Origin of the sequence: Prauserella sp. PE36 (assembly GCF_003311655.1) — a bacterium.
In the GTDB taxonomy this organism is placed as follows: domain Bacteria; phylum Actinomycetota; class Actinomycetes; order Mycobacteriales; family Pseudonocardiaceae; genus Prauserella_A; species Prauserella_A endophytica.
The window spans coordinates 16,903-40,146 of the sequence record NZ_QEQT01000063.1 but is presented as its reverse complement, the minus strand read 5'-3'; the positions used below and the strand labels follow the sequence as shown (position 1 = coordinate 40,146).

General features: G+C 70.1%; 29 protein-coding genes. 12 read left to right on the top strand and 17 right to left on the bottom strand.

The window, feature by feature from the left end; genetic code table 11:
* Window positions 1-343: 343 nt before the first annotated feature.
* Genes DI005_RS15850 through DI005_RS15835 form a run of 4 tightly spaced genes read left to right on the top strand, consistent with a single transcriptional unit; the run spans window position 344 to window position 4,162 of the window.
* Window positions 344-2,800: a nitrate- and nitrite sensing domain-containing protein gene (locus DI005_RS15850; protein WP_112266309.1), complete on the top strand. Its 2,457-nt coding sequence runs from the start codon at window positions 344-346 to the stop codon at window positions 2,798-2,800.
* A gap of 6 nt (window positions 2,801-2,806) precedes the next feature.
* Entirely contained in the window at window positions 2,807-3,217 is a 411-nt protein-coding gene (locus DI005_RS15845; RefSeq protein WP_110334565.1) for a roadblock/LC7 domain-containing protein, read from the top strand.
* The gene (locus DI005_RS15840; RefSeq protein WP_112266311.1) at window positions 3,214-3,585 is read left to right on the top strand and encodes a DUF742 domain-containing protein; all 372 of its coding nucleotides are present in this window, start codon (window positions 3,214-3,216) and stop codon (window positions 3,583-3,585) included. The genes DI005_RS15845 and DI005_RS15840 overlap by 4 nt, the downstream gene beginning before the upstream one ends.
* Complete coding sequence (locus DI005_RS15835; protein WP_112266313.1) at window positions 3,566-4,162, top strand: ATP/GTP-binding protein; 597 nt, start codon at window positions 3,566-3,568, stop codon at window positions 4,160-4,162. Before DI005_RS15840 ends, DI005_RS15835 begins: the two co-directional genes overlap by 20 nt.
* 241 nt (window positions 4,163-4,403) lie before the next feature.
* On the opposite strand, the gene DI005_RS15830 is transcribed toward DI005_RS15835, so the two are convergent.
* The 4 genes from DI005_RS15830 to DI005_RS15815 are packed head-to-tail and all read right to left on the bottom strand — an operon-like array spanning window position 4,404 to window position 7,031.
* Entirely contained in the window at window positions 4,404-4,955 is a 552-nt protein-coding gene (locus DI005_RS15830; RefSeq protein WP_112266315.1) for a DUF305 domain-containing protein, read from the bottom strand.
* A 59-nt stretch (window positions 4,956-5,014) separates the two neighbouring features.
* Window positions 5,015-5,383: a hypothetical protein gene (locus DI005_RS15825; RefSeq protein ID WP_113642652.1), complete on the bottom strand. Its 369-nt coding sequence runs from the start codon at window positions 5,381-5,383 to the stop codon at window positions 5,015-5,017.
* Between the two features lie 53 nt (window positions 5,384-5,436).
* Window positions 5,437-6,114: a 2OG-Fe dioxygenase family protein gene (locus DI005_RS15820; RefSeq protein ID WP_228713631.1), complete on the bottom strand. Its 678-nt coding sequence runs from the start codon at window positions 6,112-6,114 to the stop codon at window positions 5,437-5,439.
* 47 nt (window positions 6,115-6,161) lie between these two features.
* On the bottom strand, window positions 6,162-7,031 hold the full coding sequence (locus DI005_RS15815; RefSeq protein ID WP_112266321.1) for a helix-turn-helix transcriptional regulator: 870 nt from the start codon (window positions 7,029-7,031) through the stop codon (window positions 6,162-6,164).
* Between the two features lie 385 nt (window positions 7,032-7,416).
* Here DI005_RS15815 and DI005_RS15810 point away from each other — a divergent pair, with 385 nt between their 5' ends.
* Complete coding sequence (locus DI005_RS15810; protein WP_112266323.1) at window positions 7,417-7,851, top strand: SH3 domain-containing protein; 435 nt, start codon at window positions 7,417-7,419, stop codon at window positions 7,849-7,851.
* Window positions 7,852-7,879: 28 nt separating this feature from the next.
* Here the strand turns inward: DI005_RS15810 and DI005_RS15805 are convergent, their stop codons facing one another.
* The 4 genes from DI005_RS15805 to DI005_RS15790 all read right to left on the bottom strand — a co-directional run bounded on the left by DI005_RS15805 (window position 7,880) and on the right by DI005_RS15790 (window position 12,344).
* On the bottom strand, window positions 7,880-9,166 hold the full coding sequence (locus DI005_RS15805; protein ID WP_112266325.1) for a (Fe-S)-binding protein: 1,287 nt from the start codon (window positions 9,164-9,166) through the stop codon (window positions 7,880-7,882).
* On the bottom strand, window positions 9,163-10,275 hold the full coding sequence (locus DI005_RS15800) for an FAD-binding oxidoreductase (RefSeq protein ID WP_113642650.1): 1,113 nt from the start codon (window positions 10,273-10,275) through the stop codon (window positions 9,163-9,165). Before DI005_RS15800 ends, DI005_RS15805 begins: the two co-directional genes overlap by 4 nt.
* Window positions 10,272-11,723 carry an FAD-linked oxidase C-terminal domain-containing protein gene (locus tag DI005_RS15795; protein ID WP_113642649.1) on the bottom strand — a complete coding sequence of 484 codons (1,452 nt, stop codon included), beginning with the start codon at window positions 11,721-11,723 and terminating at the stop codon, window positions 10,272-10,274. Before DI005_RS15795 ends, DI005_RS15800 begins: the two co-directional genes overlap by 4 nt.
* A 180-nt stretch (window positions 11,724-11,903) precedes the next feature.
* Window positions 11,904-12,344: an Hsp20/alpha crystallin family protein gene (locus DI005_RS15790; protein WP_112266331.1), complete on the bottom strand. Its 441-nt coding sequence runs from the start codon at window positions 12,342-12,344 to the stop codon at window positions 11,904-11,906.
* 102 nt (window positions 12,345-12,446) lie between these two features.
* Between DI005_RS15790 and DI005_RS15785 the strand changes: the two genes are divergently transcribed.
* Genes DI005_RS15785 through DI005_RS15775 form a run of 3 tightly spaced genes read left to right on the top strand, consistent with a single transcriptional unit; the run spans window position 12,447 to window position 14,199 of the window.
* Window positions 12,447-13,049: an HSP18 transcriptional regulator gene (locus DI005_RS15785; protein ID WP_137093147.1), complete on the top strand. Its 603-nt coding sequence runs from the start codon at window positions 12,447-12,449 to the stop codon at window positions 13,047-13,049.
* Window positions 13,050-13,086: 37 nt separating this feature from the next.
* On the top strand, window positions 13,087-13,944 hold the full coding sequence (locus DI005_RS15780) for a Ku protein (RefSeq protein ID WP_112266335.1): 858 nt from the start codon (window positions 13,087-13,089) through the stop codon (window positions 13,942-13,944).
* Between the two features lie 48 nt (window positions 13,945-13,992).
* Window positions 13,993-14,199, top strand: coding sequence for a hypothetical protein (locus DI005_RS15775; RefSeq protein ID WP_110334578.1), 207 nt, complete (start codon window positions 13,993-13,995; stop codon window positions 14,197-14,199).
* A gap of 52 nt (window positions 14,200-14,251) precedes the next feature.
* Here DI005_RS15775 and DI005_RS15770 read toward each other — a convergent pair whose 3' ends face one another.
* Complete coding sequence (locus DI005_RS15770; protein WP_112266337.1) at window positions 14,252-15,559, bottom strand: cytochrome P450; 1,308 nt, start codon at window positions 15,557-15,559, stop codon at window positions 14,252-14,254.
* Window positions 15,556-15,762, bottom strand: coding sequence for a hypothetical protein (locus DI005_RS15765; protein ID WP_112266339.1), 207 nt, complete (start codon window positions 15,760-15,762; stop codon window positions 15,556-15,558). Before DI005_RS15765 ends, DI005_RS15770 begins: the two co-directional genes overlap by 4 nt.
* A 153-nt stretch (window positions 15,763-15,915) precedes the next feature.
* Between DI005_RS15765 and DI005_RS15760 the strand changes: the two genes are divergently transcribed.
* Window positions 15,916-16,401 (top strand): hypothetical protein, encoded by a 486-nt coding sequence (locus DI005_RS15760; RefSeq protein ID WP_112266341.1) that lies wholly within the window; start codon window positions 15,916-15,918, stop codon window positions 16,399-16,401.
* On the opposite strand, the gene DI005_RS15755 is transcribed toward DI005_RS15760, so the two are convergent.
* Together DI005_RS15755 and DI005_RS15750 are read right to left on the bottom strand one after the other, a co-directional pair.
* A complete protein-coding gene (locus DI005_RS15755) occupies window positions 16,347-16,760 on the bottom strand; it encodes a DUF6401 family natural product biosynthesis protein (RefSeq protein WP_112266343.1) in 414 nt (137 codons plus the stop codon). The two genes, DI005_RS15760 and DI005_RS15755, sit on opposite strands and share 55 nt — an antisense overlap.
* A 77-nt stretch (window positions 16,761-16,837) precedes the next feature.
* Window positions 16,838-17,689: an alpha/beta fold hydrolase gene (locus DI005_RS15750; protein WP_113642648.1), complete on the bottom strand. Its 852-nt coding sequence runs from the start codon at window positions 17,687-17,689 to the stop codon at window positions 16,838-16,840.
* A gap of 29 nt (window positions 17,690-17,718) precedes the next feature.
* Here DI005_RS15750 and DI005_RS15745 point away from each other — a divergent pair, with 29 nt between their 5' ends.
* On the top strand, window positions 17,719-18,270 hold the full coding sequence (locus DI005_RS15745; RefSeq protein WP_113642647.1) for an ABATE domain-containing protein: 552 nt from the start codon (window positions 17,719-17,721) through the stop codon (window positions 18,268-18,270).
* On the opposite strand, the gene DI005_RS15740 is transcribed toward DI005_RS15745, so the two are convergent.
* The 4 genes from DI005_RS15740 to DI005_RS15725 are packed head-to-tail and all read right to left on the bottom strand — an operon-like array spanning window position 18,261 to window position 21,757.
* The gene (locus DI005_RS15740; RefSeq protein WP_112266349.1) at window positions 18,261-18,815 is read right to left on the bottom strand and encodes a TetR/AcrR family transcriptional regulator; all 555 of its coding nucleotides are present in this window, start codon (window positions 18,813-18,815) and stop codon (window positions 18,261-18,263) included. The two genes, DI005_RS15745 and DI005_RS15740, sit on opposite strands and share 10 nt — an antisense overlap.
* Window positions 18,812-20,194 carry an amidase gene (locus DI005_RS15735; RefSeq protein WP_112266351.1) on the bottom strand — a complete coding sequence of 461 codons (1,383 nt, stop codon included), beginning with the start codon at window positions 20,192-20,194 and terminating at the stop codon, window positions 18,812-18,814. Before DI005_RS15735 ends, DI005_RS15740 begins: the two co-directional genes overlap by 4 nt.
* A 37-nt stretch (window positions 20,195-20,231) precedes the next feature.
* Entirely contained in the window at window positions 20,232-20,930 is a 699-nt protein-coding gene (locus DI005_RS15730; RefSeq protein ID WP_112266353.1) for a DUF998 domain-containing protein, read from the bottom strand.
* A gap of 59 nt (window positions 20,931-20,989) precedes the next feature.
* The gene (locus DI005_RS15725; protein ID WP_113642646.1) at window positions 20,990-21,757 is read right to left on the bottom strand and encodes a hypothetical protein; all 768 of its coding nucleotides are present in this window, start codon (window positions 21,755-21,757) and stop codon (window positions 20,990-20,992) included.
* A gap of 67 nt (window positions 21,758-21,824) precedes the next feature.
* On the opposite strand from DI005_RS15725, the gene DI005_RS15720 reads away from it, so the two are divergent.
* Window positions 21,825-22,034 carry an HTH domain-containing protein gene (locus DI005_RS15720; RefSeq protein ID WP_110334589.1) on the top strand — a complete coding sequence of 70 codons (210 nt, stop codon included), beginning with the start codon at window positions 21,825-21,827 and terminating at the stop codon, window positions 22,032-22,034.
* Complete coding sequence (locus tag DI005_RS15715; RefSeq protein ID WP_113642645.1) at window positions 22,034-22,567, top strand: Clp protease N-terminal domain-containing protein; 534 nt, start codon at window positions 22,034-22,036, stop codon at window positions 22,565-22,567. Before DI005_RS15720 ends, DI005_RS15715 begins: the two co-directional genes overlap by 1 nt.
* Here DI005_RS15715 and DI005_RS15710 read toward each other — a convergent pair.
* A complete protein-coding gene (locus DI005_RS15710) occupies window positions 22,562-23,203 on the bottom strand; it encodes a YitT family protein (protein ID WP_112266359.1) in 642 nt (213 codons plus the stop codon). The genes DI005_RS15715 and DI005_RS15710 overlap by 6 nt on opposite strands.
* Between the last annotated feature and the right edge of the window lie 41 nt (window positions 23,204-23,244).

The window sequence follows — 23,244 nt, the reverse complement described above, 5'->3', positions numbered from 1 at the left end:
CCGGCCTCCTTGGTGTCCTGGTGCGGGGGTTTGCACTGGTATCGCCGTACAAGGTCGCGGAGTTACCGGTTCCGTTCGGGGTGTTCGCATGACGAGACGTGCGGGCGGGAGAGGTTCCTCACCGTGCGCTATGTCACCGTTGGCCGAAACGGCCGCAAACCCACTGCTCGGCGTGGTAGCGCCGAGCAAAGACGCTGTTCGGCCGGACGGAGTAGTGAAGTTGACTCACGTTTGTCCGGCTGCATAATCTCCGCTGAGCGCTGGCTTACCCGCGGGGAGCGCGAGGCCGGCAGCCCAGGGGTGCGGGGGCCCAAACGATCTGGAAAAGCCGCTGAAAGGGCCTTTGAGCGCGTTGGTTAAGAAGAAGTTCGGGGCACGTACCCGACGTTCGTCGATCCGGTCCAGGGTTCTGGCCATCGCGTTCGTCCCCAGCGTCGCCCTGCTGCTGGCGGGTGTGGCGCTCGCCGGCTATCTCGTGTACGACGCCATCCAGGTCCGCGACTTCGCCACCAAGGTCCACGACGCGGCCGAACCCGGCGCCCGGTTCTTCGCCGCCGTGCGCGAGGAACGAAGGCTGACCCTCCAGGACCTCGCCAGCAACGGCGCCAACAGGGCCGAGCTCCAGCAGGTGCGCGCCGAGACCGACGCCTCGGCCGCGGCCATCAACGCCGAGCTGCAGGCCATGGTTGGCGACGCGCCGCAGAACGTGCAGCGCAGCATCGCCATCACCGCGCAGCAGTTCGCGCAGCTGCCGCAGTTCCGCCAGCAGATCGACGCGGGCGGCCCCTCGCTGCAGCAGGCCTACGACTTCTACAACCGGCTGATCGACGAGTTCGCGATCGGCCTGAACGGCGTCGCCCAGCAGGCGCCCGACGCCGAGACCGCGTACCTGCGCGTCACCGCGATGCCGCTGTTCACCAGCGCGGACGGCATGTCGCGTGGTGACGCGCTCGCGGCGGCCGGCTTCGTCGGTGGCGGCCTCACCGAAGAGGAGTTCCGCACCTACATCGGCCAGATCGGCGCCTACCACGCAGGCCTCCAGTCGGCGGTGCCCGAGATGATCCCCGAGGTCAGGGCACAGTACGAGCAGCTCGTGCAGAGCGAGGCCTGGCAGCGGCTCACCACCGTCGAGAACGCCTTCCTGCGTGGCAACCAGACCCAGCTGCCGGTGCCGGAGGCCGAGTGGCGCGCCGCGGCGCGGGACGTCGGCGCGGCGCTCATGGGCATCTACATCGCACAGAGCTCCAACGCCACGAACATCGCGCTCGACGACGCCGACCGGACGCTGATCACGTCGATCATCGCCGGTATCGCCGTGCTCGTCGTCGCCATCGCGCTGTTCCTCATCGCGTGGCGGCTGTCCAACCGCCTCGTGCAGCGGCTCGCCAGGCTGAGGGAGGACACGCTCGACATCGCCGACAACCAGATGCCCGAGCTGGTCGCTCGGGTCAGGGCGGGCGAGGCGGTGGACCTCGACGCCGAGATGGCGTTCCTCGACCACGGCCAGGACGAGATCGGCCAGGTGGCCGACGCGTTCAACAAGGCGCAGCAGACCGCCGTCGCCGCCGCCGTCGAGGAGGCCAAGACCCGTGAGGGCACCAAGAAGGTGTTCCTCAACATCGCCCACCGCAGCCAGGTGATCGTGCACAGGCAGCTACAGGCGCTCGACGCCGCGGAGCGCAAGCAGGAGGACCCGGACCAGCTCGACATGCTGTTCCGGCTCGACCACCTGTCCACCCGCGCGCGGCGAAACGCCGAGAACCTGATCATCCTCGGCGGCGAGCAGCCCGGCAGGCAGTGGCGGAACCCGGTCGCGCTCGCCGACCTCGTGCGCGGCTCCACGGCCGAGACCGAGGACTACAAGCGCGTCAAGGTGGGCAAGCTACCGGCGATCGCCGTCGCGGGCCCGGTGGTCGGTGACCTCGTGCACCTGCTCGCCGAGCTCATCGACAACGCCACGTCGTTCTCGCCGCCGTCGTCGCGGGTGGAGATACGGGGCGAGATCGTCGGCCGCGGTGTGGTGATCGAGGTGGAGGACCAGGGCCTCGGCATCGAGCCGGAACGCTGCGACGAGCTCAACGAAATGCTGCGCAACCCGCCCGACTTCAGCTTCATGGCGCTGTCGGAGGAGCCGCGGCTCGGCCTGTTCGTGGTGGCGCGGCTTGCGGCCAAGCACGGCATCGTGGTGACCCTGCGCGAGTCGGCCTACGGCGGCACGCGTGCGATCGTGCTGGTGCTCTCGGACCTCCTCGGTCCCGTGCCGGAGCCCGAGGACGGCACGCGGACCGCCGTCGAGGAGGCCGTGCCCGCCCAGCAGACGCCGGTGCTGCGGCGCAGGCCGAGGGCCACGCCGAAGACCGAGCCACCCGCGCAGAACGGTTCGGGCCCGAGGGAACTGCCCAAGCGCAGGCGCGAGACGCCCCCGGCCGAGGCGGCGCCGCCGCGGGAGCTGCCACAACGGGAGAGTGTGTTCCGCGAGAACGGGGTTCTGGAGAACGGCGTGAGGGAGAACGCTCCACGGGAGTCCGCACCGCGGGAACTGCCGCAGCGGCAACGCCCCGCGCAGGACGCCCGCCCGCAGCAGCCCGGCGGGACGATGTCACCGGGAAGGCCGCCGCTGCCGCGGCGCCGCAGGCAGCAGAACCTGGTGCCGCAGTTGATGGAAACGGGTCCATCCACCGAGCAGACGGAGGTGGTCACCGAGCCGGAGCAGGCCAGGAGCCGGCTTTCCGCCTTCCAGCGCGGGACCCGGCAGGCACGCGCGCACGACCCGAGCCTCGACGAGCATTCTGGAGACTGAGACGCCATGGTGAACACGGGAGTCAACGAACTGGACTGGCTGCTGGACGACTTGGTGCAGCAGGTGGCCGGAGCCGATCGCGCCGTCGTGCTGTCCGCGGACGGCCTGCTCATCGGCAGGTCGAGCAACCTGTCCGAAGAGGACGGTGAGCACCTTTCCGCGGTGGCGTCGGCGTTCCAGAGCCTCGCGCGAGGAACCGGACGGCACTTCGGCGGGGGCCAGGTGCGCCAGACCGTCGTCGAGATGGACCACGCGTTCCTGTTCGTCACGGCTGCGGGCAGGGGAGCGTGCCTCGCCCTGCTCACGTCGGAGGACGCGGACATGGGCCTCGTCGCGTACGCGATGAACATGATGGTGAAGCGGGTCGGCGCGGTACTCAGCGCGGCTCCCAGGGTTGAGCAGCACAGTGCGCCATGAGCGGCCAGGACGAGGCGTGGTTCGACGAGGCGGCGGGGCCTCTGGTCCGTCCCTACGCCGTCACGGGCGGCCGCACGCGCTCGGACCAGTTCGGCCTCGAACTGATCACACTCGTCGTGGCGCTTCCCTCGGTCGCCGAGGCGGCCTCGCTCCCGCCTGAGTACGCGAAGATCGTGCGGTTGTGCCAGCGGCCGATGTCCGTGGCGGAGGTCGCCGCGCTGATCGACCTACCCCTGCCGGTGATCAAGGTACTGCTCAGTGATTTGATCGAGCAGAACTACGTGATCTTCCGTAGAGCTGCGCCCATGAGTGAAGCCCCAAACCAACACGTACTGCAGGCGGTTCTCGATGGCATCCGGAAACTCTGACCCGCGGCGTCGGCTCACCGCGACGGCGGTGAAGCTGTTGATCGCCGGTGGCTTCGGGGTCGGCAAGACCACGATGGTCGGCTCGGTCAGCGAGGTCCCGCCGCTGCGCACGGAGGAAGTGCTGACGTCCGCGTCGGAAGGCGTCGACGACCTCGCCGGCGTCGAGCGCAAGACCACAACCACCGTGGCGCTGGACTTCGGGCGCATCACGATCAACCAGGACCTGATCCTGTACCTGTTCGGCACTCCCGGCCAGGACCGGTTCTGGTTCATGTGGGACGAGCTGGCGACGGGCGCGCTCGGCGCCGTTGTGCTGGCCGACACCCGCAGGCTCGAGAGTTGTTTCCCCGCGGTGGACTTCTTCGAGCGACGCGGGCTTCCGTTCGTCGTGGGGGTCAACTGCTTCGACGGAGCCCACCGCTACGGCACCGAGGAGGTGCGCGCCGCGCTGGACGTGGACCCGACTGTTCCGCTGCTGCTGTGCGACGCTCGCGACCGGGAGTCGACCAAGCAGGTGCTGGTGACCCTCATCCAGCACGTCATGCGCAACGCCGACCTCGTTCCGGCCAGCAGCTGAGGACGTTGTGGAGAGCGACAGACCCTCAGCGGAGGTCCGCGAGCCGGGAACTGGCCGACAGCTCGGACGGTTCGGACGGCTCGGACGGCGAGGGCATCGTGGGTCGCACGATGCCCTCGCCGATGCCGGTGGCCGGTCGCTCGTGGTGGAGCGGCCGACGTTCGCGTTCTCCCTGGCGGAGTTCGTCAGGGCTCGCGCGCTGGTGCGGGCCGCACGCGGGTCTTGTGGAACGGGCCGCTGATCAGCCGTTGCCGAGCAGGCCCTGCATGGTGTCGATCTCGGCCTGCTGGGTGTTGATGACCTGCTGTGCGAGCCGCTTGAGCTCGGAGTGCACGCCATGTGCCAGCTGTGCGCGGGCCATCTCGATCGCGCCCGCGTGATGCTCGATCATCAGCTCGAGCCAGCGCCGGTCGAACGTGGCGCCGCTCATCCTGCCCAGCTCGGCCAGGTGCTCCTCGGTCATCATGCCCGGCATGGCGTGGCCGCCGCCGTGTCCCTCGTGCTCACCGGGAACCGCCTCGCCCCACTGCTGTAGCCACTCGGAGAGCTGTTCGATCTCCGGCTGCTGCGCCTGGCGGATGTCGTCGGCCAGCCCGCGCAGCCGTTGGTTCCCGGTGCGTTCGGTCACCAGCCCCGCCATCTCGATCGCCTGGCGGTGGTGGGGAATCATCTCGCTCGCGAACGTCACGTCCGCGTCGTTGTGGTCCGCTTGCTCGGTTGCGGTGCCGCAGCCCGCGAGCAGCACGATGGCGGCGATCGCGGGCAGCACGAATCGCCTCACGTTCTTGAACATGGTTCGTCTTTCCTGGCCTGAGAAATCGGATGGGTGGACGCTCGGGAGAAAGCGCCTCATCACACCCGGATCACGCAGGCGAGGTGCAGGATGTCGCGCCCGCCGCGCGGCGGGGCACGGGCCCCGGCCCGCAGCGGGATCGCGCGGCGGACGGGCGGCACGGAGCGGGCCACGCGGCCGAGGAACCACGCCGCGAGCAGCAACCCGCCCACCGCGGCCAGTACGGCGAGGCAAAGGTGGAAGAGGTCGTGGGAGCCGTGGTCCGGTGCCGGATGGCCGTCTGCGACGGTGGCAGCGGCCACGGCCGGCATGCTCTCCGGCCCGTGCGCGGGCGGGGCGGAACCCACGTGGTGCATGGCGACCACGGCGAGCGCGAGCGCGCACAGCAGCGCCCACCTCGGCAACGGTCCCATCTCCCGCCGGAGCATGGCACCAATTTAACCGAGCGTGCCCGGGGCTCGGTGAGCCCCGGGCACGGCGGTCACCAGTCGAGCGCGTAGGTGTGGGCGTAGTTGACCGTGCACACGAGCGCGTCGCGTCGCGCCGCGCCGCCCGGAGGGTTCTCCAGCGGTGTCACGGTGTGCCGGAACCGGGCGTCCTCGAACACCATCAGGTCACCGGGGCTGAGCGTGCCCCGGAAGATCGGTTCGTGATCGTCCTCGCCGGGTCCGTAGAGCCAGGTCTCGGCGCCGTGCCCGACCTTGTCGACGACGTAGATGAAGATGAACCGCTCACCATCCTGGTGCGGCTTGGTGACGACGTTGGTGAACGTGCGGAAGAGGTTCACGCCGAACGTGCCCCTAGGGTCCCGCCAGTGCTCCGGCAGCAGTGCCAGCGCCTTGCGGATCCACGTTTCGAACAACCCGTCGGCGAGTACCTCGACGCGCCCGTACTCGCGGGCTTCCGGCCGCTCACCGCGATTCTCGATGGTGATGGTGTCGTGTTCGGACAGTCGGAGCTCGGTTCCTTCCCACTCGAAGCGGACGACGTCACGCGCCCGCTCCCTGTCCACGGGGAGGTCCTTCTCGTATCGGCGCAGCACTCCACTGTGGAAGAACGCACGGTGAAGGTGTGCGCGATCTTCGGCGGAGAAGCCGAACTCGGATTCGCTGAGGACGACATAGCCGTCGGTGCTGAGTTTCTTGTGACTCAACTTCACAGCTTCGGATGCCATTCAAAGAGTCCAATGCGGGGTTTGGGAAATGGCTAGGAGAACTGCTCGTTCCTGACAGTCCGGATGAGCGCCCTCGTCTCCTCGGGTGTCAGGGAACTGCGGTAGAGGGCGTCGTGGTACTCGCGGTACTTCTCGACTGCCTTCGTCCGCTCGATGTGCCGGATGCCGGCGTGGGTCTCGATGTGCACGACGTCGCGATCGATGTCCTCGCTGAACTCGAAGTAGGCGTACATGCACGTGCTCGTGAACAGCGGCTGCGTGGCGAAGGGGAATACGCGCAGCTCGATGTTGGGGGCGGTCGAGCTCTCGATGAGGTGGTCCAGCTGGGCGCGCATGATCTCGGGGCTGCCGACCAGTTGGCGGATGCTGGACTCGTGGGTCACGGCGACCAGCGTGAGCGGGGGTTGCCCCTCACGCTGGCGCAGGGCTCGCTGGCGTTTCATGCGCAGCTCGACGAGCTGCTCGATGTCGTCGGACGTGCGCCACGGCTCGGTACTGCGGTAGTAGGCGCGCGCGTAGTCGGCCGTCTGCAACAGGACCGGGATCGCGGGGATGGTGTAGACCCTGGCGACCGACGCCTCGGTCTCGTAGGCGACGTGCGCGCCGAGCTCGTCCGAGATCTGCCCGCTGTAGTCGGTCCACCAGCCCTGTGACTGGGACGCCTTCGTCCAGCGTTCGAGGCGGCTGGCGACCTGCGTGCCCTCGATCCCGTAGAAGCGGACGAGGTCCCGGATGTCGCGAAGCTGGGGACGGCCCTGCGCGTTCTCGAGGCGGGACAGCTTCGAGGTGGAGATCAGGAGAGCTTCGGCGACCTCTTCGAGGGTACGGCCTGCCTCGCCGCGGAGCCTGCGCAGCTCCTCGGCGATGCGGCGCCGCGGTACCACGGGGCCTGGATCAGCCATCGGACCTCGATCCGGGTGCTTAGAACCACGGGTGTTCCAGTACGGGATGTCTTCGTGGGAATCCCAGACCGCAGATTGTAGGCCATGGCCGCAAGTCCTTCTCGGAGCGGCTTCAACCATGCAGGCGTATTGCGCTGAACGGGTGATAGCGAGGCCCCCTGGAGCGGCTTCGGAGGGCTGCCGCGCCGCGGTTCACTAGGCCACAAGAGTGGACTGGGTGGGATCGCAAAAATGGGAATTGCATCACGGTTGCCCATCACGGGACACTCAACACGTAGTTCCCAGAAGATCCCACCACGTCGCACAGGAAGGAGACCGTCAGCACGAACGTCGGAGCGATCGAGGAGGGGACGCGGCAAACCCGTCGAGCAGAGGGAGGTCGACAATGTTCGTGTCGTTGCGAGTGGGCTTGTTCGTCCGTGTCCTTGTGGTGGCAGCGATGGTGGCCGCGGGGCTGATGCTCGTCCTCAGTTCCCGAGCGGAGCAGGGTGCCCCGCAGGGCGGTGACCGCCGAGCCGGGACCGAGCAGATCCAGGCGAGCGAGGCGGCGGAGACTCGCTACCGCGTTTCCGGAACCGATGGGGCAGGCCTGAACGTGCGGGCATGTCCGGACGCCGACTGCGTCAAAGTCGGCTGGCTCGACGAGGGCGCGCCCTTCGTCGGCACCTGCTGGGAGCCGGGCACGGCGGTTGCCAGCAACACGATGTGGGTCAGCGGCACCGTCGACGGCCGCACCGGGTTCGTCTCGGCCCACTACCTCCGACCCGAGTCCGGAGTGGGCGCGCCCGCCTGCGAGGACCCGGTCGATCTCGCCCGGTGACCCCGGGCGCCCTGAGGGCGCCGGTCCCTCAGGGCAAAGGGCGACCCCGCAACGAGGCGTCGAGCACCTGCACCGGGTGGAACATGGGGACGTCGCCGTCCAGGTACCGGCCGATCTGCAACAGGCAGCCAGGGTTCGCGGTCACGAGCAGGTCCGGGTTCACGGCGCGGATGTTGCCCGCCTTGCGCTCGCCCAGCTCCGCCGCGGGTTCCGGCTGCACCATGTTGTAGATGCCGGCCGAGCCGCAGCACAATTCCGCTTCCGGCAGGTCGACGACGTCGAGCCCGGGGATCGTCCGCAGCACGGCCCTCGGCTGGGCCCGCACACCCTGGGCATGCCCGAGGTGGCAGGCATCGTGGTAGGCGACCTTCGCCTTCATCGGATGCCGCTTCGCCCGGGGCTCCAGCTCAGCCAGCAGCTCGGTGACGTCCCGCACCTTGGCGCTGAACGATTTCGCCCGCTCCGCCCACTCCGGATCGTCGGCCAGGAGGTCGGCGTACTCCTTCATCGACGAGCCGCAGCCTGCGACGTTCACTACGATGTTGTCCACCGGCAGCTTCTCGAACGTCTCGATGGTGCGCTTCGCGTGCTTGGTGGCGTGGTCCTCTCGCCCAGCGTGCAGCCCGAGCGCGCCGCAGCAGCCCTGGTCTCTCGGCGTCAGCACCTCGCAGCCCTCGGCCGCGAGCACCCGCTGGGTCGCGACGTTGACCTCGTGGAAGAACACGTCCTGCACACAGCCCGAGAGCATCGCGACCCGTCGGCGAACGGGACCGTCCGGCTTCACTCGCCGAGGCAGCGACGCGAACGCGTCCCGCAGCTTCACCGGCGGCATGAGCGCCTGTGTCGCGCGCAGCCGGGGCGGTAGCACCCGCTCGGCCACGCGGTCCAGCCGCAGTTTCTGGTAGACGAGCCCGAAGATCGCCGCCGCCCGCAACCGCCGCCGGTAGGGGAACAACGCGAAGATGCCGCCCCGGAAGAGCCGGTCGGAGCGCGATCGCTCGACGTTGCGCTCGATCTGCGGGCGCGTGGCCTCCAGCAGACGGTTGTACTGCACCCCGGACGGGCACGCCGTCACGCACGCCATGCAGCCAAGGCACGCGTCGATGTGCTCCGTGAAGGCGCCCTGGAGCTCGATCTCGCCACGCTCGGCCAGGTCCATCAGGTAGATCCGGCCACGCGGGGAGTCCATTTCCTCGCCCCACAGCTGGTAGGTCGGGCACGTGGGCAGGCAGAACCCGCAGTGCACGCAGTCGTCGAGCAGCTCCCGCGATGGTGGGTGCAGTGCGTCGAACCCCGGCTCCGTCCGCTCCGTCACGGGTTCTCCTCCCTGTTGCCGAACTCCCCGAACCACGACTCGAACCGGCCCGGGCTCAGCCGCCCGTGCGGATCCAGCTCGTTCTTCAGCGCTCGCAGCACCCGAATCGCCGAGGGCATCCGGCCCCACGCGCGCACCCCGCTCGGCGGTCGCTGGTGCGTCACCGACGTCCCGCCGATCGCCGTCACGGCGTCGTGCATCCCGTTGACCTCCGCGAACGGCAGCCCCACCGTGCCGATGCCCGTGCCCAGCCCTGCCACCGCGGGCCCACCGGGTGCGCCGATCAACCCCGCGAGCCTGCTGGGCCTGCAGCCGACACGGACCACTGCCGCGCCGGTCAGCTCCGCGTGCCTGGCCCACGCGGCGTCGGCGTCGTCCTCGGTGAGCACCGAGCCACCGATCAGTCCGGCGAGCTCCCTCGCCCTGGCCTCGGTGCCATCGGGTGTCCCTTCGAGCCGCGCGAGCAACGTGCCCTCGGCCCACTCCAGGCACACCGGTTCGAGCGCGCTGCCGAGCACCAGTGCGGCCCGTTCCGCGCCGACGTCCAGCGGGCACTCGAGCGACACCGTGCGCGCGGACGCGGGAACGGGGTGCAGCCGCAGCACGACCTCGGCCAGCAGCGCGAACCCGCCGTAGGAGCCGTGCAGCAGCTTCGCGAGGTCGTAGCCCGCGACGTTCTTGATCACGTGCCCGCCTGTGCGGGCGACCGTGCCGTCGGCGAGCACCACGGTCGCGCCGATCACCAGGTCTCGCAACGATCCGTACGCGAGCGCGAGCGGGCCCGAGTCGGCCGTGGCGACGAGCCCGCCGACCGTCGCACCCCGGGCGACGCGAGCGGCGTCGAACGCGACACGCTGGCCGTTGGCGGCGAGCTCGGCCTGCAACTCCGAGAGTGGGGTACCGGCCCGCACGGCGACCGTCATGTCGGAGGGGTTGTAGGCGAGTACGCCGGTCATCCGCGTGGTGTCGAGCACCGTGTCGGTGGGGAGCGCTGCGCCCGCCCACCCGGCCGCTGTCCCGGCGCCCTGGAGCTGGACGGTGCCCTCGGTGTCGGCGAGTGCTTCGTGCGCGCCCCGCAGATTCGTGGGCGCCAGCATGGTGGCGGTCATAGCCGTTCGATCACTCCCGCCTCCTCCAGCGGATGCGGCCGGTACCGGCCGGGACGCTCACCGCACAGGCGTGGGGTGGGCAGCAGCTTGCCGGGGTTGCACAGCTTGCCCGGGTCGAAGGCCGAGCGCACCCGGTCCATCGTGGCGAGGTCGTCGACGCCGAACATGCGCGGCATCGAGCACGCCTTGTCGGTACCGATCCCGTGCTCGCCCGACAGCGAACCGCCCAGCTCTACGCACAGCTCGGCGATGTCCTTCGACAGTTCCTCGGCTCGCTCCAGCTCGCCGGCGTCCTCGTCGAAGAGCACCAGGGGATGCAGGTTGCCGTCGCCCGCGTGGAAGACGTTCGCGACCCGCAGCCCGGCCGCCTGTCCCATCTCCTCGATGCGCCCGAGCACCTCCGCGAGCCGGGTCCTCGGCACCACGCCGTCCTGCACGATGTAGTCGGGGCTGATCCGGCCGACGGCCGCGAAAGCGGCCTTGCGCCCCATCCAGATCTTGGCCCGTTCGCCCGCGTCGCCCGCGATGTGCAGCCGCGTGCAGCCGTGCCGGTCGCAGATGGCCTTGACCTGTTCGAACTGGCTGCCGCACTCGGCGGCGGGCCCGTCCAGCTCGACGACGAGCGCCGCGGGGGTGTCGAGCGTGTAACCGGCGCCGACCGCCTTCTCCGCGGCCTGGATGGCGAGGTTGTCCATCATCTCCACCGCGGCCGGGACGATCCCCGCGGCGACGATGTCGCTGACCACCTCGCCCGCCGCGCGCACCGACGGGAAGTCGGCGAGCAGCGTCCGCACGGTCTCGGGCACCCGCAGCAGCCGCACGGTGATCTCGCAGACGATGCCGAGCGTGCCCTCGGAGCCGATGAACACCCCGCGTAGGTCGGGCCCGAGCTGGTCGCCGGTGTCGCCGCCGAGCGTCACCACCTCGCCGTCGGGGAGCACGACGGTCATCGACAGCACGTGGTTGGTCGTGAAGCCGTACTTGAGACAGTGCGCGCCACCGGAGTTCTCGGCGACGTTCCCTCCGATCGTGCAGACCTGCTGACTCGAGGGATCCGGCGCGTAGTAGAGGCCCTGCGGCGCTGCCGCCTTCGTGATGTCGAGGTTAGTGACGCCAGGCTGCACCACCGCGCGCCTGTCGACGGGATCCACCTCCAGCACCTGCCGCAGCCGCTGCAGTGAGATCACCACGCCGTCCGCGACCGGCATGGCCCCACCGGAGAGCCCGGTGCCCGCTCCGCGCGCGACGAAGGGGACGCCGTGCTCGTGGCAGACCCGCACCGCAGCGGCCACGCTCTCGGTGTCCAGCGGCAGCACGACGAGCGCGGGTATCTGCCGGAAACCGGTCAGTCCGTCACACTCGTAACTGCGGAGCTGGACGGGATCGGAGAGCACGTTGCGCGCTCCGACCGCGCTGGCCAGCACATCACGCACGGCCGCGTTGAGCATCCTTGCCCACCTTTTCGCTTTACGGAATCCGAATACCGTCTCGAGGAAAACGGTACAACTGTCCTGCGGGACCAAGGCAACCCTTCCCTGTCCCGCCGGTCAGGTGATGGCTCCGGTCGGGCGCCCGGGCCGGAGCCACCTTCGGGCGAGGAACCGAACGCGAACCGCTTGCGCGCTGGCTCAGGCGCTGATCTCCTTGTGCCCGCTGTCGCCACTCTCGATGGCGATCTTGCGCGGCTTCGCCTTCTCGGCGACCGGGATGCGCAGGGTCAGCACGCCCGAGTCGTACGACGCCTTGATGTTGTCGGCGTCGAGGGTGTCACCGAGGAACAACTGCCGGGAGAAGGCGCCGAGCGGGCGCTCGGACACCTGCATCTCGACATCCTCGTCGTGGGGCAGCGGGCGCCGTTCGGCCTTTACCGTGAGCACGTTGCGCTCCACGTCGAGCTCGATCGCGTCGGCGGAGACGCCGGGCAGGTCGAAGCACACGACGAACTCGTCGCCTGAGCGGTACGCGTCCATGGGCATCGGGGTCGGGCGGGACCACGTGCCCTGGGTGTGGCCGAACATCTGCTGGGTGAGCCGGTCCAGCTCTCGGAAGGGGTCGGTGCGCATCAACATCGTTCTTCCACCTCCTGCTTGTCGTTGCGGTCCTCATGCCGACGCGCACTTCATTTATAGCGCGTCGTCGTTCCGTTGACAAGAGGTGGTGTCGTCGGCAAGATGACAAGCGTGAACAGATACGAACGACTGCGGGCGGCCGTCGAGGGAGCGGCCAACGGCGACGAGCTCGACGGCAACCAGGTGCTGGCCGCCCTCGTGCTCCTGCGGGAGCTGAGGGACGACCTCGCGGACTGGGAGCCGCAGCTCATCGCCGCCGCGAGAGAGCTGGGCACCAGCTGGGCGGAACTCGCGCCCGCCCTCGGGGTCGCGAGCAGGCAGGCCGCCGAACGCCGGTACCTGCGGCTGCGGCAGTCCGACTCGGGGGAGCCGACCGCCGACGGGCGCGTGCGTGCGGAACGCGACCGGCGCGCGGGCGATCGGGCGGTGGCCGAATGGGCGAGGGACAACTCGGCGACGCTGCGCAGGCTCGCGGCCATGGTCAGCGCGGCGGAAGGGCTCGGGGCACCCGCGCGGGGGTACGTCGATCGCGTGGAGAAGGCGCTCGGGGAGAGCGAACCGGTGATCCTGCTACAGCCGCTCGCGGGGGTGAGTCCGCATCTGAGGGACACCCATCCGGCGCTCGCCCAGCAGGTCGACGACATCACCGCGCGTTCCGAGCAGGTGCGCAGGGAGACGGTCGGCCGCAGAGAGGGAAAACGGTAACTGTCGATGAGCTGCGCAAACGCGTACCTTCACTCTCATGCGGGTTATGTGGAAGGGTGCGGTGTCGTTCGGGCTCGTCACGATCCCGATCCACCTCTACGCGGCCACCGAGAGCAAGAACGTCTCGATGCGTCAGGTCCACGAGGCCGATGGCGGGCGGATCCAGTACAAGCGGTTCTGCACGGTCGACGGCCAGGAGGTGCCGTACGCCGATATCGCGAAGGGCTACGAGCTCTCGGACGGTGGCATGGTCGTGCTCACCGACAAGGAGTTGGCCGAACTTCCGCTGTCGACGTCGCGCACCATCGACGTGCAGGAGTTCGTGCCGCTCGAAGCCATCGACCCGATCTACTACGACAAGAGCTACTACCTCGAGCCGCAGAAGGCCGCGCTCAAGCCGTACGTGCTGCTTCGGGACGCGTTGCAGAAGTCCGGGCAGGTCGCCATCGCCAAGGTCGCGATCCGCCAGCGCGAGGCGCTCGCGGTGCTGCGTGTGCTCTCCGACGTCATGGTGCTCACCACGATGCTGTGGCCGGACGAGGTGCGGGAGCCGGACTTCCCGTTCCTCAAGGAGGACGCCCCTCAGGTCCGCTCGCAGGAGATGACGATGGCGGCCTCGCTCATCGACTCGTTGTCCGACAGCGTCTTCGAGCCGTCGAAGTACGAGGACAGCTACCGGGAGGCGTTGCTGGCGCTGATCGAGTCGAAGATCGCGGGCGAGGAGACCACCAAACCGAAGGCGGCGACGGCTGAGGCCGAGGTGACTGACCTCATGGCGGCGTTGCAGGCAAGCGTCAGCGCGGCCAAGAAGTCGCGGCAACCAGCCAAGACGGCCAAGTCACGCAAGACGCCCGCAGCCAAGCGGGCGCCGAGGAAGCCGGCCAAGGAAGCCTGAGGGCGTGTCGCTCCCGGCATTGTCGGGGCGTGGTGGTACCAACAGGCTATGACGTGCACACACTGCCAGAGCGGACTCGACCACTGCCACGGCACGCTGGTGCAGCACGTTGCCGGTGGTGCTGAGTGCACCGACCAGGGCTGCACCGACTTCGAGCTGGTGCGCCACACCCTGGTCATCGAGTGCGAGTCGGTCGACGGCGGCTGTGCGTGCACCGAGCCCGTGTACTACGAGGAGCTGCTCCGGGCCTCGTAGGAGCCCGGTCACTCCTCGGAGGGCACGCCGCGCCTAGGCGGGCATGCCGCGCCTATTTCGGGGCTATGACCTTCGGGTCCACGGCGAAACGAAGGCCGAAGTTGTCGAGCGTCGCGGGCAGCGGGCGCTGCGGGCTCAATGTCCTCGGCGACAGCAGGCGGTAGTCGCCACGGCGCAACAGTTCTGCGAGCATCGTGCTGGTCACGAACAGCACCAGGTTTTCCCCTGGGCATCTGCCCGGGCCGTCGCTGAACGGCACGAGGGCGGGATGCTGCTCGGCGCGCCCGTCGAGCCACGCCTGAGGCTCGAACTCGTCGGCGAAGGGGATCGCCTCGGGATCGCGGTGGAAGTACGGCGTGAAGACGAAGAAGGTCGTGCCGGGCGGTAGCTGGGTGCCGTGCCAGGACGTCGCCGTGGTGCTCTCCCTGAGCAGCACCGGAGTGGTGGGCCACAGGCGCACGGTGTCCAGCACGCAGCCGCGCAGGTAGGAGAGCGCCGGGTCGTCGAGGTCCGCGTGTGCGTCGGTGTTCTGGCGCGGATGGGTGGCCAGCAGCGCGAGCGTGCGGAGGGTGGCCATGCCAGCGGCGTCGAAGGCGAACAGCCAGTGCGGCACCTGGCCTGCCGGGTCGATCCCGCTCTCGGTGGGCAACTCGGCGATCTTCGCCGCGAGGCTGCCGCTCTCGGCGCGGGCGAGCAGGTCGCCGATCCGTTGGTGCAGTGACTGCCGCGCGCGCTTGGACTTCGGCAACAGGTAGGCCCAGTTGGCGCGCAGGCGGAGGCGGGCGAGCTCGTCGGTGACGGCGTGCTCGTCGCGTGCGCCGTCGCCGAAGACGATGCGCCGGACGATCCGCCACCACGCGGTGTTGAAGGTGGCCCAGTCCAGCTCGGTCGTGTTCGCCAGGAGCCGCTCGGTCTCCTCGCGGACCACTGTGCGGGTCTGCCCGGCCAGCGAGTGCAGCTCGTGACCGGTCTCGAGCACGGCCTCGTTGTACCGACGCCTCGGCTCACGCTCCGTGCTCTTCGTGGCGAGCACGGCGTGGGGCTGGAAGTGGTTGAGCGCGGCCCGCTTCTCGAGGCTCGCTGGATGGAAGGGGGACGGAGTGTTGGCCAGTACCCGCTCGACGTCCTCGGCGTCGAGCACGAGCGCGATGGACCTGCCCGGCACGCGCAGCAGCAGCGGGCCAGGCCCGTGACGCGCGTGGAGCCTGCGCAGCAGGCCGACGGCGGGGCGGTCGAGCTGAAGCAGCTCCGCGAGCGCCATGACTCGCGGGCGGCGCTTGAGGACGCCACCCGCGAGCGTGGGCAGCACTACCCCACCCGCCACCCTGGCGGTGTCGGGAATGGTGGCCTGCCGCGTCATCGGTCGCGCTGAGTGGGGATCCGCCTGCCCTCTTCCGGGCTCAACCCGAGCGCCTCCAGCAGTTCGGCGCACTCGGTGGCGTCGGAGGCGGCGGAGGCGATGGCGCGGACCGCCCTGCGGCGCTGCTCCGCTGTCGGTTCCTCCGTCCGAGGCAGAGCGGGTTGTGGGTTCTGACTCGGAGCGGTCGGGCTGTATGCGTTCACGGCTACTCCCGAGGTCGAGATCACTTGGATCCCGCAGTTACCCCATAGGCACGGCCCTTACACGTTCGGTTTCCGGTGATCGGCGCTCGGGTATCCCACCGGACGTGGCCCCGTGTCACGCAGCGAACCGTGTCACGCAGAAAGGAGTCTGAGGTGCCAACCGACGCTTATCTCGCGTTCCTCGGCCTGGGCCTCGTCATGATCGTCGCCGATGGGCAGATCCTCTACCACAGCGGTAAGCGGTATTTGTCCGATGTGGACACCGACATGTCGACGGCGGGCTCTCAGACCCGGCTCATCGCGGTGCTCTTCCACATCGTGATGCTGGGCTTCATGATGCTGCTGTCGGTGTTCAACTTCGACTTCGGCGGCGGGACGATCCGTGCGGTCGTCGGCAACCTCGGTGTACTGCTGCTCGTTCTCGGGCTCGTGCACGCGGTCACCATGGCCGTGTTGTCGAACATGCACGACAGCAAGATGGTCGAGGAGAGCATCAACAAGTCCGCTCCGGCGTCCGGCGTACCGACAGCACGGACCACGAACGGCGAGCTCCAACGCGGCCCGGTGGTGGCTCCCGTGCCGGGTCAGCCGGGACGCGACCCACGGATGAGCCCGACGATCGAGAACCAGTCGCTGTGACGGCGAGCCGGTCTCGGCCCGCGCGGCTCGCGTGACGCGAGTTCGTAGCAGGCGAGCAGGCGCAGGCCGTACCATTCGTCGCTGGTCCAGTCGGCCTCCGTACTCGGGGGCTGCCAACCTTCACGAAGGGCCTGTCTGCGGATGTCGTAGGCGTGGCCGGCGATCAGCACCAGCTGCGTGGTGGGGACGGCGCGCTCGATCAGCTGCTCCTCATCACGCAGCGTGTCGGCGACCGCGTCGAGATGCTGGTCGAACAGTCGCCGCAGGGCCGGCTGCGCGAGCGCCTGCCAGCCGGACTGGAGTTCCTCGCCCATCCGGCCCAGCCAGCGGCGCGCAGAACGGTCCGTCGCCGAGTCCAACCAGCCCACACCTGATGATGCACACAGCGAGCGATTGATCGCTACTGGTACCTGCCAGTGGGTGACAACGATCGGGGTCACTCAGCCGCGAGGAACTTCCGCAGGTGGTCCACCACCGCCTCGGGCTGCTCCTCGGGCAGGAAGTGCCCGCAGTCGGCGATGGCCGCGGCGGTCACGTTGTCGGCGTACTCCCGCCAGATCTCCGCGCTCGGCAACGTGCCGAGCAGGCCCTTCTCTCCCCACAGTGCGAGCACCGGCAGCCTGAGCCTGCGTCCCGCGTCCGCGTCGGCGTCGTCGTGCTCGGCGTCGGTGGGAAACGAGGCCCGGTAGTCGTCGAAACCCGCCCGCAGCGCGCCCGGTGCCGAGAAAGCGCGGACGTACTCGGCGATCGCCTCCGGTTCCAGCCGGTCCCGCCGGTGGGTCCAGCGCTCGAAGAAGTAGCCGAGGTACCCGGCGACGTCCTGGCCCGCCAGCCGCTCCGGGAGATCCGGTTGCAGGTGGAACAACCAGTGCCAGTAACCGCGCGCGACTCCGCCGTCCAGCCGTCGCCACATCTCCCTGGTGGGGATGATGTCCAGCACCGCGAGCCGCTCGACCTGCTCCGGCCGGTCGAGCGCCCAGCGATGACCGACCCGGCCGCCCCGGTCGTGCCCGACGACGCTCACCCGGTCGAAGCCCAGCGCATCGATGAGCGCCGCGACGTCGGCGGCCATCGTGCGTTTGTCGTAGCCCTCGCGCGGCTTGTCGGTGAGCCCGTAGCCGCGCAGGTCCGGCACCAGCACCGTGTGCTCCCGCGCCAGCGGCTCGACCACCTTGCGCCAGCAGTGACCCGTCTGCGGCCAGCCGTGCAGCAGCACGACGGGCGGGCCGGAGCCCGCACGTCGGTAGTGCATTCGGATGCCGTTGACCTGCTCCATCCCGGTGTCCATGCCTGATTCTAACCAGTTAAGGTGGTTAGATGACCACGGCCGAATGGGTGTTCGACGGCGGCAGGCCCTGCCTCCACCTGGTCAACACGCTGCGCGATCGGCACAGGGGCGGCAGGGAACTGCTCACCACGCCCTCCGCGCTCACCGAATGGCTGGGCCTAGCCGGTTACGGCGGCAGGGCCACGGCGGCGGACCTGGCGACCGCGCGACAGCTGCGCGAGGCCGTCGATCGCGTCACCCGCGCGGTATCGGCGGGAGAGCGGCCCGGTCGGGCGGACGTGGCCGTGCTCAACTCCGTGGCCGCCTCGGCGCCCGCGCCGGCGCTGCGCGTCGACGCCGACGGAACGCCTCACCGCACCGCTCAGGGCGGCGCCGGGCGGGTCGCGGCGTCGCTCGCCGCGCTCGCCGTCGACGCGATCGAACTGGTCACGAGCTCGCCGTGCGTGCGCGTCTGCGCGGCTGCCGACTGCGGGCGCCGGTTCGCCGACTCGTCGCCGAAGCGCAACCGGCAGTGGTGCTCGATGGCCCGCTGTGGCAACCGCGCGAAGGCCCGCGCGCACTACGCCAGGCGTCAGCGCTGATCGCCGCCGATGAGCATCAGCAGCGCATCGCCCGCCGGCGTCGCCGGAGGAGCACCCGTGGCGAGCCTGCGCAGCTGCAGGCCTGCGATCAGCGCGACCACCGGCCCGGCGAGGCGCTCCGGGCCGGGCACCCCGAGTGCTCGCAGGATCGTCACAGCGAGGTCGTCGTAGGCGGCGAAACAGCGCCGGGTCGCGTCGCGCAACTCCGGATCCCGTCCCGCCTGCAGGTACAGCTCCAGCGACGCGATCTCGTCGATGCTCATCGGCATCGCCTCGAGCACCCGCTCGACCGTCGCGGCGGCGTCGGCGAGGCTCAGGTCCTCGGCGCGCTGCGCCTCGGCCAGCCCGGCGAGCCTGCCCGTCTCGTCCTCGACGAAGAGCAGCAGTGCCTCGCGCAGCAGTTCGGTCTGGCTGGGGAAGTGGTAGGTCAGCGAGCCGAGCGAGACCCCGGCCTCCGCGACGATCCGGCGGTTGGTCAGCCCGGCCACGCCCTGCTCGCCGATCACGCGCAGTGCGGCGCGCAGGATCGCGTCCCTGGTGTTCACGGTGTCCGATCGTGCCAGCGCTCGACGCCTTCCAGCTGCGCGGCCAGTGAGATCAGCAGGTCCTCCGAGCCGGCAGGCCCGGCGAGCTGGGCGCCCATCGGCAGCCCACCGGCCGTGAGACCGGCGGGGACGTTCACAGAGGGCCAGCCGAGCACGTTCCACGGCCACGCGAACGGGCAGGCGGCGACGATCGCGCGGTCGGTGCGCCAGTTCGGCAGGTCGGCGAACACGTCGGCCCGGGGCGGTGGGGTGGCGGTGGTGGGCGTGAGCAGCACGTCGACGCCTTCGCTGTCGGAGAACACCTTGCCGACCCGCCTGCTCCACAGCGGTTCCAGCCGCCGCGAGAGGGCGAGCAGCGGCCGCAGACGGGTGCCCGTGCGCCGGTTGGCGAGCGTGCGCGGGTCGAGCAGTGCGGGATCCGGCACGCGGTCGGCCCAGTCGGCGACGCCCGCGAGTGAGCGCGGGAGGAAGTCCAGCCCGATCAGCCCGTAGCGCGGTTCGGTTTCGACCACCTCGTGGCCGAGGTCGGTGAGCACGCCCGCGAGCCGGACGACCGCGGCGCGGACGCGTTCGTCGAGCCGCGTGTAGAGCGCCGTGAACGGAACGTTCAACGCGAGACCGATGCGCAGCGGGCGTGGTTCGCGCGCCGCCGCGGTGCGGAACCGGTTCGCTGTGCCGGCGAGGACATCGAGCAACAGCGCCGCGTCGCCCACGGTCCTCGCCAGTGGGCCGTGCCCGGTCAGGCCGTGGAACAGCTCCGGTTCGGGTGCGGTGGGCACCAGACCGCGGGTGGCCTTGATGCCGACGAGGTTGGTCCACGCCGCCGGGATGCGGATCGATCCGGCGCCGTCCGAGCCGACCGCACCCGCGACGATCCCCGCGGCGACGGCCGAGGCCGAGCCGCCGGAGGACCCGCCGGGCGTGTGGGCGGTGTCCCAGGGGTTGCGTGTCACGCCGAACCCCGCGCCCTCGGTGAACGGCCACTGGCCGATCTCCGGCGTGTTGGTCTTGCCCACGATCACGGCGCCCGCCCGGCGCAGGCGCGTGACGATCTCCGCGTCGGCGTCGCGAACGGGGAAGTCGCCGCGGCAGCCGAAGGCCGTGGGGAGGCCCGCGATGTCGGTGTCGTCCTTGATCGCCACGGGGACGCCGAGCAGCGGGGCCCGCTCGCCATCGGCGAGGCGGCGGTCGGCGGCCTCGGCCTCCCGGCCCGCCTCGGCCGCGCGGACGTGGCGGAAGGCGTTGAGCGTCGGCTGCGTCTCGGCGATGCGACCGAGCACCGCCGAGGTGAGCTCTACCGCGCTGACGCGGCCTTCGGCCAGCAGCGTGGCCTGCCCGGTGAGGCCCGCGAATGCGATGTCCTGCTCGGTGTGTCGCATGGCGGCTCCACGTTGTTCGTTCGAACGAACGAGGATATCACCGACCGTCCGTCTGCTGTAGTCGCGCGGTGCGGATGGCGGTCACGAGCAGGGCCGCGAGCAGTAGGAAGTCCACGACGAACACGATCCGCTGGGTGAATCCCACCGGCAGGAGGGTCATGATCGTGGTGATCGCCGGAGTGGTCGGCAGTGCGTCCGCGACGTAGCTGACGCCGAACAGCCCGAGGCTCGCGAGGCCGATCCAGAGCAACCGCACCAGCATCACTCGGCTGGGGGTGAGCCCGGGCACCTCCTTGAACCGGTCGAGCAGCGAGAAGGCGATCGCGGGCAGGCACAGGAACGCGATGAGGCTCGCGTACTGGTGAATCCGGCCGCTGACCGGATCGATCTCGGGCGTGAACGTGGCCGGGAAGAGCGCGGCGCCGACGAGGCCGGTCGCCGTGGCGTAGATGAGCACAGACGTCGTGCGGGGGAACGTGATGCCCGAGGCGAGCAGGGCCCCGCGCACGGCGATCACCCCGACCGCGAACGACAGCAGGCTCGCCTCGAGCATGCCGCCGCCGTGGTCGCTGAAGGCGTAGCGGCTCAGCGGGTCGGCGAGCGGGTCGAAAGAGCTGACCAGGTGCAGGATCGTCAGCGTGAACAGCGCCCAGCCGAGGGACGCCCAGGCCGCGATCGCCCACACACGAGTGCGAGCGACCGCATTGGTGGCTGTTTTGGTCCCCAGGTTGGCCATGACTAAAGCTTGGCCCTACTTGGTCGACTTCGGATCCGGGGAAGACCCTGAGTCACCCCCTAATCGGGGGTGAAGTCGATCACGGCGAACGCCTGGTCGTCGTGGCGTTTCGTGCGCGGCCAGCGGGTGCCGTCGGGGTCAGCCTCCTCGGCCTCGCGTACGGCGTCGAGCACCGCCTGCGCGCCGTGTTCGCGGGCGAGGTGGAGCACTGCGGGCCAGTCGAAGAGACCGTAGTCGTCGATTCCCACCGAGACGCCGTCCGTGGCGAGCAGTACCGTCTCGACATCGGCGAGCGCCCAGCTCGCGCGGAGCGCGTGCTCGGCGGCGGCCGGGTCCGCTTCGGCGACCCAGAAGCCGTTCTCCGCGTTGCGCAGCCGGTTGACGTCGGCGCGGGTGCGCAGTTGCCCGCCGTCGCGCAGGCGGCTGAGGCGCTGGTCGGCGAGCACACTGGTGCCCGTCCGTCCGAACGCGACGATCGGGCTGTCGGCGAGCACGAGCGCGTCCACACGCTCGGCGGTCCAGCGCAGCATGGCGACCGTGCTCGAGGGTGAGTGACCCGGCCGCAGCCCGTGTTCGCTCGCGACGCCGGAGATCGCGGCGGCGAGCAGGTCACCGAGGTCGGCCTCGGGCGCGTCCGTCAGGCCGGCGTGGAGGTGTTCGGCGAGCCGGGACGCGTACCAGCCACCGCTGGGCAGCTCGACGCGGAACTCGGTGGCGCCGTCCAGCAGCACCACCGCGTTGGCGGTGGTCACCACGTGGTCCTCGGTCGGTCTCGGCCTGCCGTCGAGGCCGACGCCCGGCCGCTCGGCGATATCGATCTCGGGCACGGGATCGACACTAGCCAATCGTCAACTAGAGTTGACATCGGCGAGCATGTCAACCTAGATTGACGATATGACCGAAGCAACCGATCTGGCCGCGAGAGCGGGTGACCGCGACCCCAGGGTCGGCCTGCGTGCCGTGGCCGCGCTGCGAAGGCTGCTGGAGCAGCTCGAGGCCGTGCAGGTGCGCAGCGCGCGCGTGCACGGCTGGTCGTGGCAGGACATCGCCGACGAGCTGGGGGTCAGCAGGCAGGCCGTTCACAAGAAGTACGGGAGACGCTGATGTTCGAGCGGTTCACGAAAGACGCCCGCGCCGCGGTCAAGATGGCCGTGTGCGAGGCGCAGACGCTGCGTTCGCCGGAGCTCGACCCGCTGCACGTGCTCGTGGCGCTCACCCGGTTCCCCGACGGCGGGGCCGGCCGGCTGCTCGCCACGCTCGGCGTCGCGCTCGACGACCTGGCCGCCCAGGCGCAGGAGGTCCGCCGCCGGGGCGGGGTGACCGAGTCCGACGCCGCCGCACTCGGCGGGCTCGGCATCGACATCGACGCGATCGTGTCGCGAGTGGAGCAGGAGCACGGCCCCGGTGCGCTCGCGGGCGGCTGGCGGCGCGCGGGCGGGCACATCCCGTTCTCCGACAGCGGCAAGCGGGTCCTCGAACGGACCCTGCGTGAGGTGATCATGTTGCGGGGCAACGCGATCGGCGGCGAGCACATCCTGCTGGCGCTGGCCGCGGTGCCCGGCCCGGCGGCGGACGTGCTCGCCGGGCAGGGACTCTCGCCGGAGGCGATCAGGAACGCGCTGCGCGCGGCCTCATGACCGCGCTGAGCGCTGTCGCCACACGACGTAGGGCAGGAACAGCTGCGCCAGCGGGCCGATGGCCAGCGCATAGAGCACCGTGCCGAGGCCGACCGTGCCGCCGAGCAGCCAGCCGACGCCGAGAACCGTGAGCTCGATCAGGGTGCGGACGAGGCGCACCGAGCGGCCCGTTCGCGCCGCGAGGCCGGTCATGAGCCCGTCGCGCGGCCCGGGGCCGAGCCGGGCGCCGACGTAGACCGCCGTCGCGAGTCCGTTGAGGACGATGCCGCTCAGCAGGAACGTGACCTGCCAGCCCAGCGCGTGCTGGTCGGGCAGCACCAGCCGGGCCAGGTCGACCGTGATGGCGATGACGACCACGTTCGCGACGGTGCCGATTCCGGGCCGCTGCTTCAGCGGGATCCACAGCAGCAGCACGACCCCCGAGGCGAGCGCGGTGACCGTGCCGAACGTCAGGCCGGTCCGGTTCACCACGCCCTCGTGCAGCACGTCCCAAGGGTTCAGGCCGAGTCCGGCCCTGGTCATCAGCGCCATGCTCGTGCCGTACAGCGCGAGGCCGAGCAGCAGCTGCGTGAGCCTGCGGGTGGGGCTGGCGGTGACGGGGACGGGACGGAGGTCGATCTGTTCTAGCTGAGCCACACAATCCAATATCTGTGACCAATGGCTGGTATGACCATAGC

Coding starts and splice junctions, on each gene's coding strand:
- DI005_RS15845 (WP_110334565.1), top strand. CDS start 2,807: ATGGTGAACACGGGAGTCAACGAACTGGACTGGCTGCTGGACGACTTG.
- DI005_RS15840 (WP_112266311.1), top strand. CDS start 3,214: ATGAGCGGCCAGGACGAGGCGTGGTTCGACGAGGCGGCGGGGCCTCTG.
- DI005_RS15835 (WP_112266313.1), top strand. CDS start 3,566: ATGGCATCCGGAAACTCTGACCCGCGGCGTCGGCTCACCGCGACGGCG.
- DI005_RS15830 (WP_112266315.1), bottom strand. CDS start 4,955: ATGTTCAAGAACGTGAGGCGATTCGTGCTGCCCGCGATCGCCGCCATC.
- DI005_RS15825 (WP_113642652.1), bottom strand. CDS start 5,383: ATGCTCCGGCGGGAGATGGGACCGTTGCCGAGGTGGGCGCTGCTGTGC.
- DI005_RS15815 (WP_112266321.1), bottom strand. CDS start 7,031: ATGGCTGATCCAGGCCCCGTGGTACCGCGGCGCCGCATCGCCGAGGAG.
- DI005_RS15810 (WP_112266323.1), top strand. CDS start 7,417: ATGTTCGTGTCGTTGCGAGTGGGCTTGTTCGTCCGTGTCCTTGTGGTG.
- DI005_RS15800 (WP_113642650.1), bottom strand. CDS start 10,275: ATGACCGCCACCATGCTGGCGCCCACGAATCTGCGGGGCGCGCACGAA.
- DI005_RS15795 (WP_113642649.1), bottom strand. CDS start 11,723: ATGCTCAACGCGGCCGTGCGTGATGTGCTGGCCAGCGCGGTCGGAGCG.
- DI005_RS15790 (WP_112266331.1), bottom strand. CDS start 12,344: ATGTTGATGCGCACCGACCCCTTCCGAGAGCTGGACCGGCTCACCCAG.
- DI005_RS15785 (WP_137093147.1), top strand. CDS start 12,447: ATGACAAGCGTGAACAGATACGAACGACTGCGGGCGGCCGTCGAGGGA.
- DI005_RS15780 (WP_112266335.1), top strand. CDS start 13,087: ATGCGGGTTATGTGGAAGGGTGCGGTGTCGTTCGGGCTCGTCACGATC.
- DI005_RS15775 (WP_110334578.1), top strand. CDS start 13,993: ATGACGTGCACACACTGCCAGAGCGGACTCGACCACTGCCACGGCACG.
- DI005_RS15770 (WP_112266337.1), bottom strand. CDS start 15,559: ATGACGCGGCAGGCCACCATTCCCGACACCGCCAGGGTGGCGGGTGGG.
- DI005_RS15750 (WP_113642648.1), bottom strand. CDS start 17,689: ATGGACACCGGGATGGAGCAGGTCAACGGCATCCGAATGCACTACCGA.
- DI005_RS15745 (WP_113642647.1), top strand. CDS start 17,719: ATGACCACGGCCGAATGGGTGTTCGACGGCGGCAGGCCCTGCCTCCAC.
- DI005_RS15735 (WP_112266351.1), bottom strand. CDS start 20,194: ATGCGACACACCGAGCAGGACATCGCATTCGCGGGCCTCACCGGGCAG.
- DI005_RS15730 (WP_112266353.1), bottom strand. CDS start 20,930: ATGGCCAACCTGGGGACCAAAACAGCCACCAATGCGGTCGCTCGCACT.
- DI005_RS15720 (WP_110334589.1), top strand. CDS start 21,825: ATGACCGAAGCAACCGATCTGGCCGCGAGAGCGGGTGACCGCGACCCC.
- DI005_RS15715 (WP_113642645.1), top strand. CDS start 22,034: ATGTTCGAGCGGTTCACGAAAGACGCCCGCGCCGCGGTCAAGATGGCC.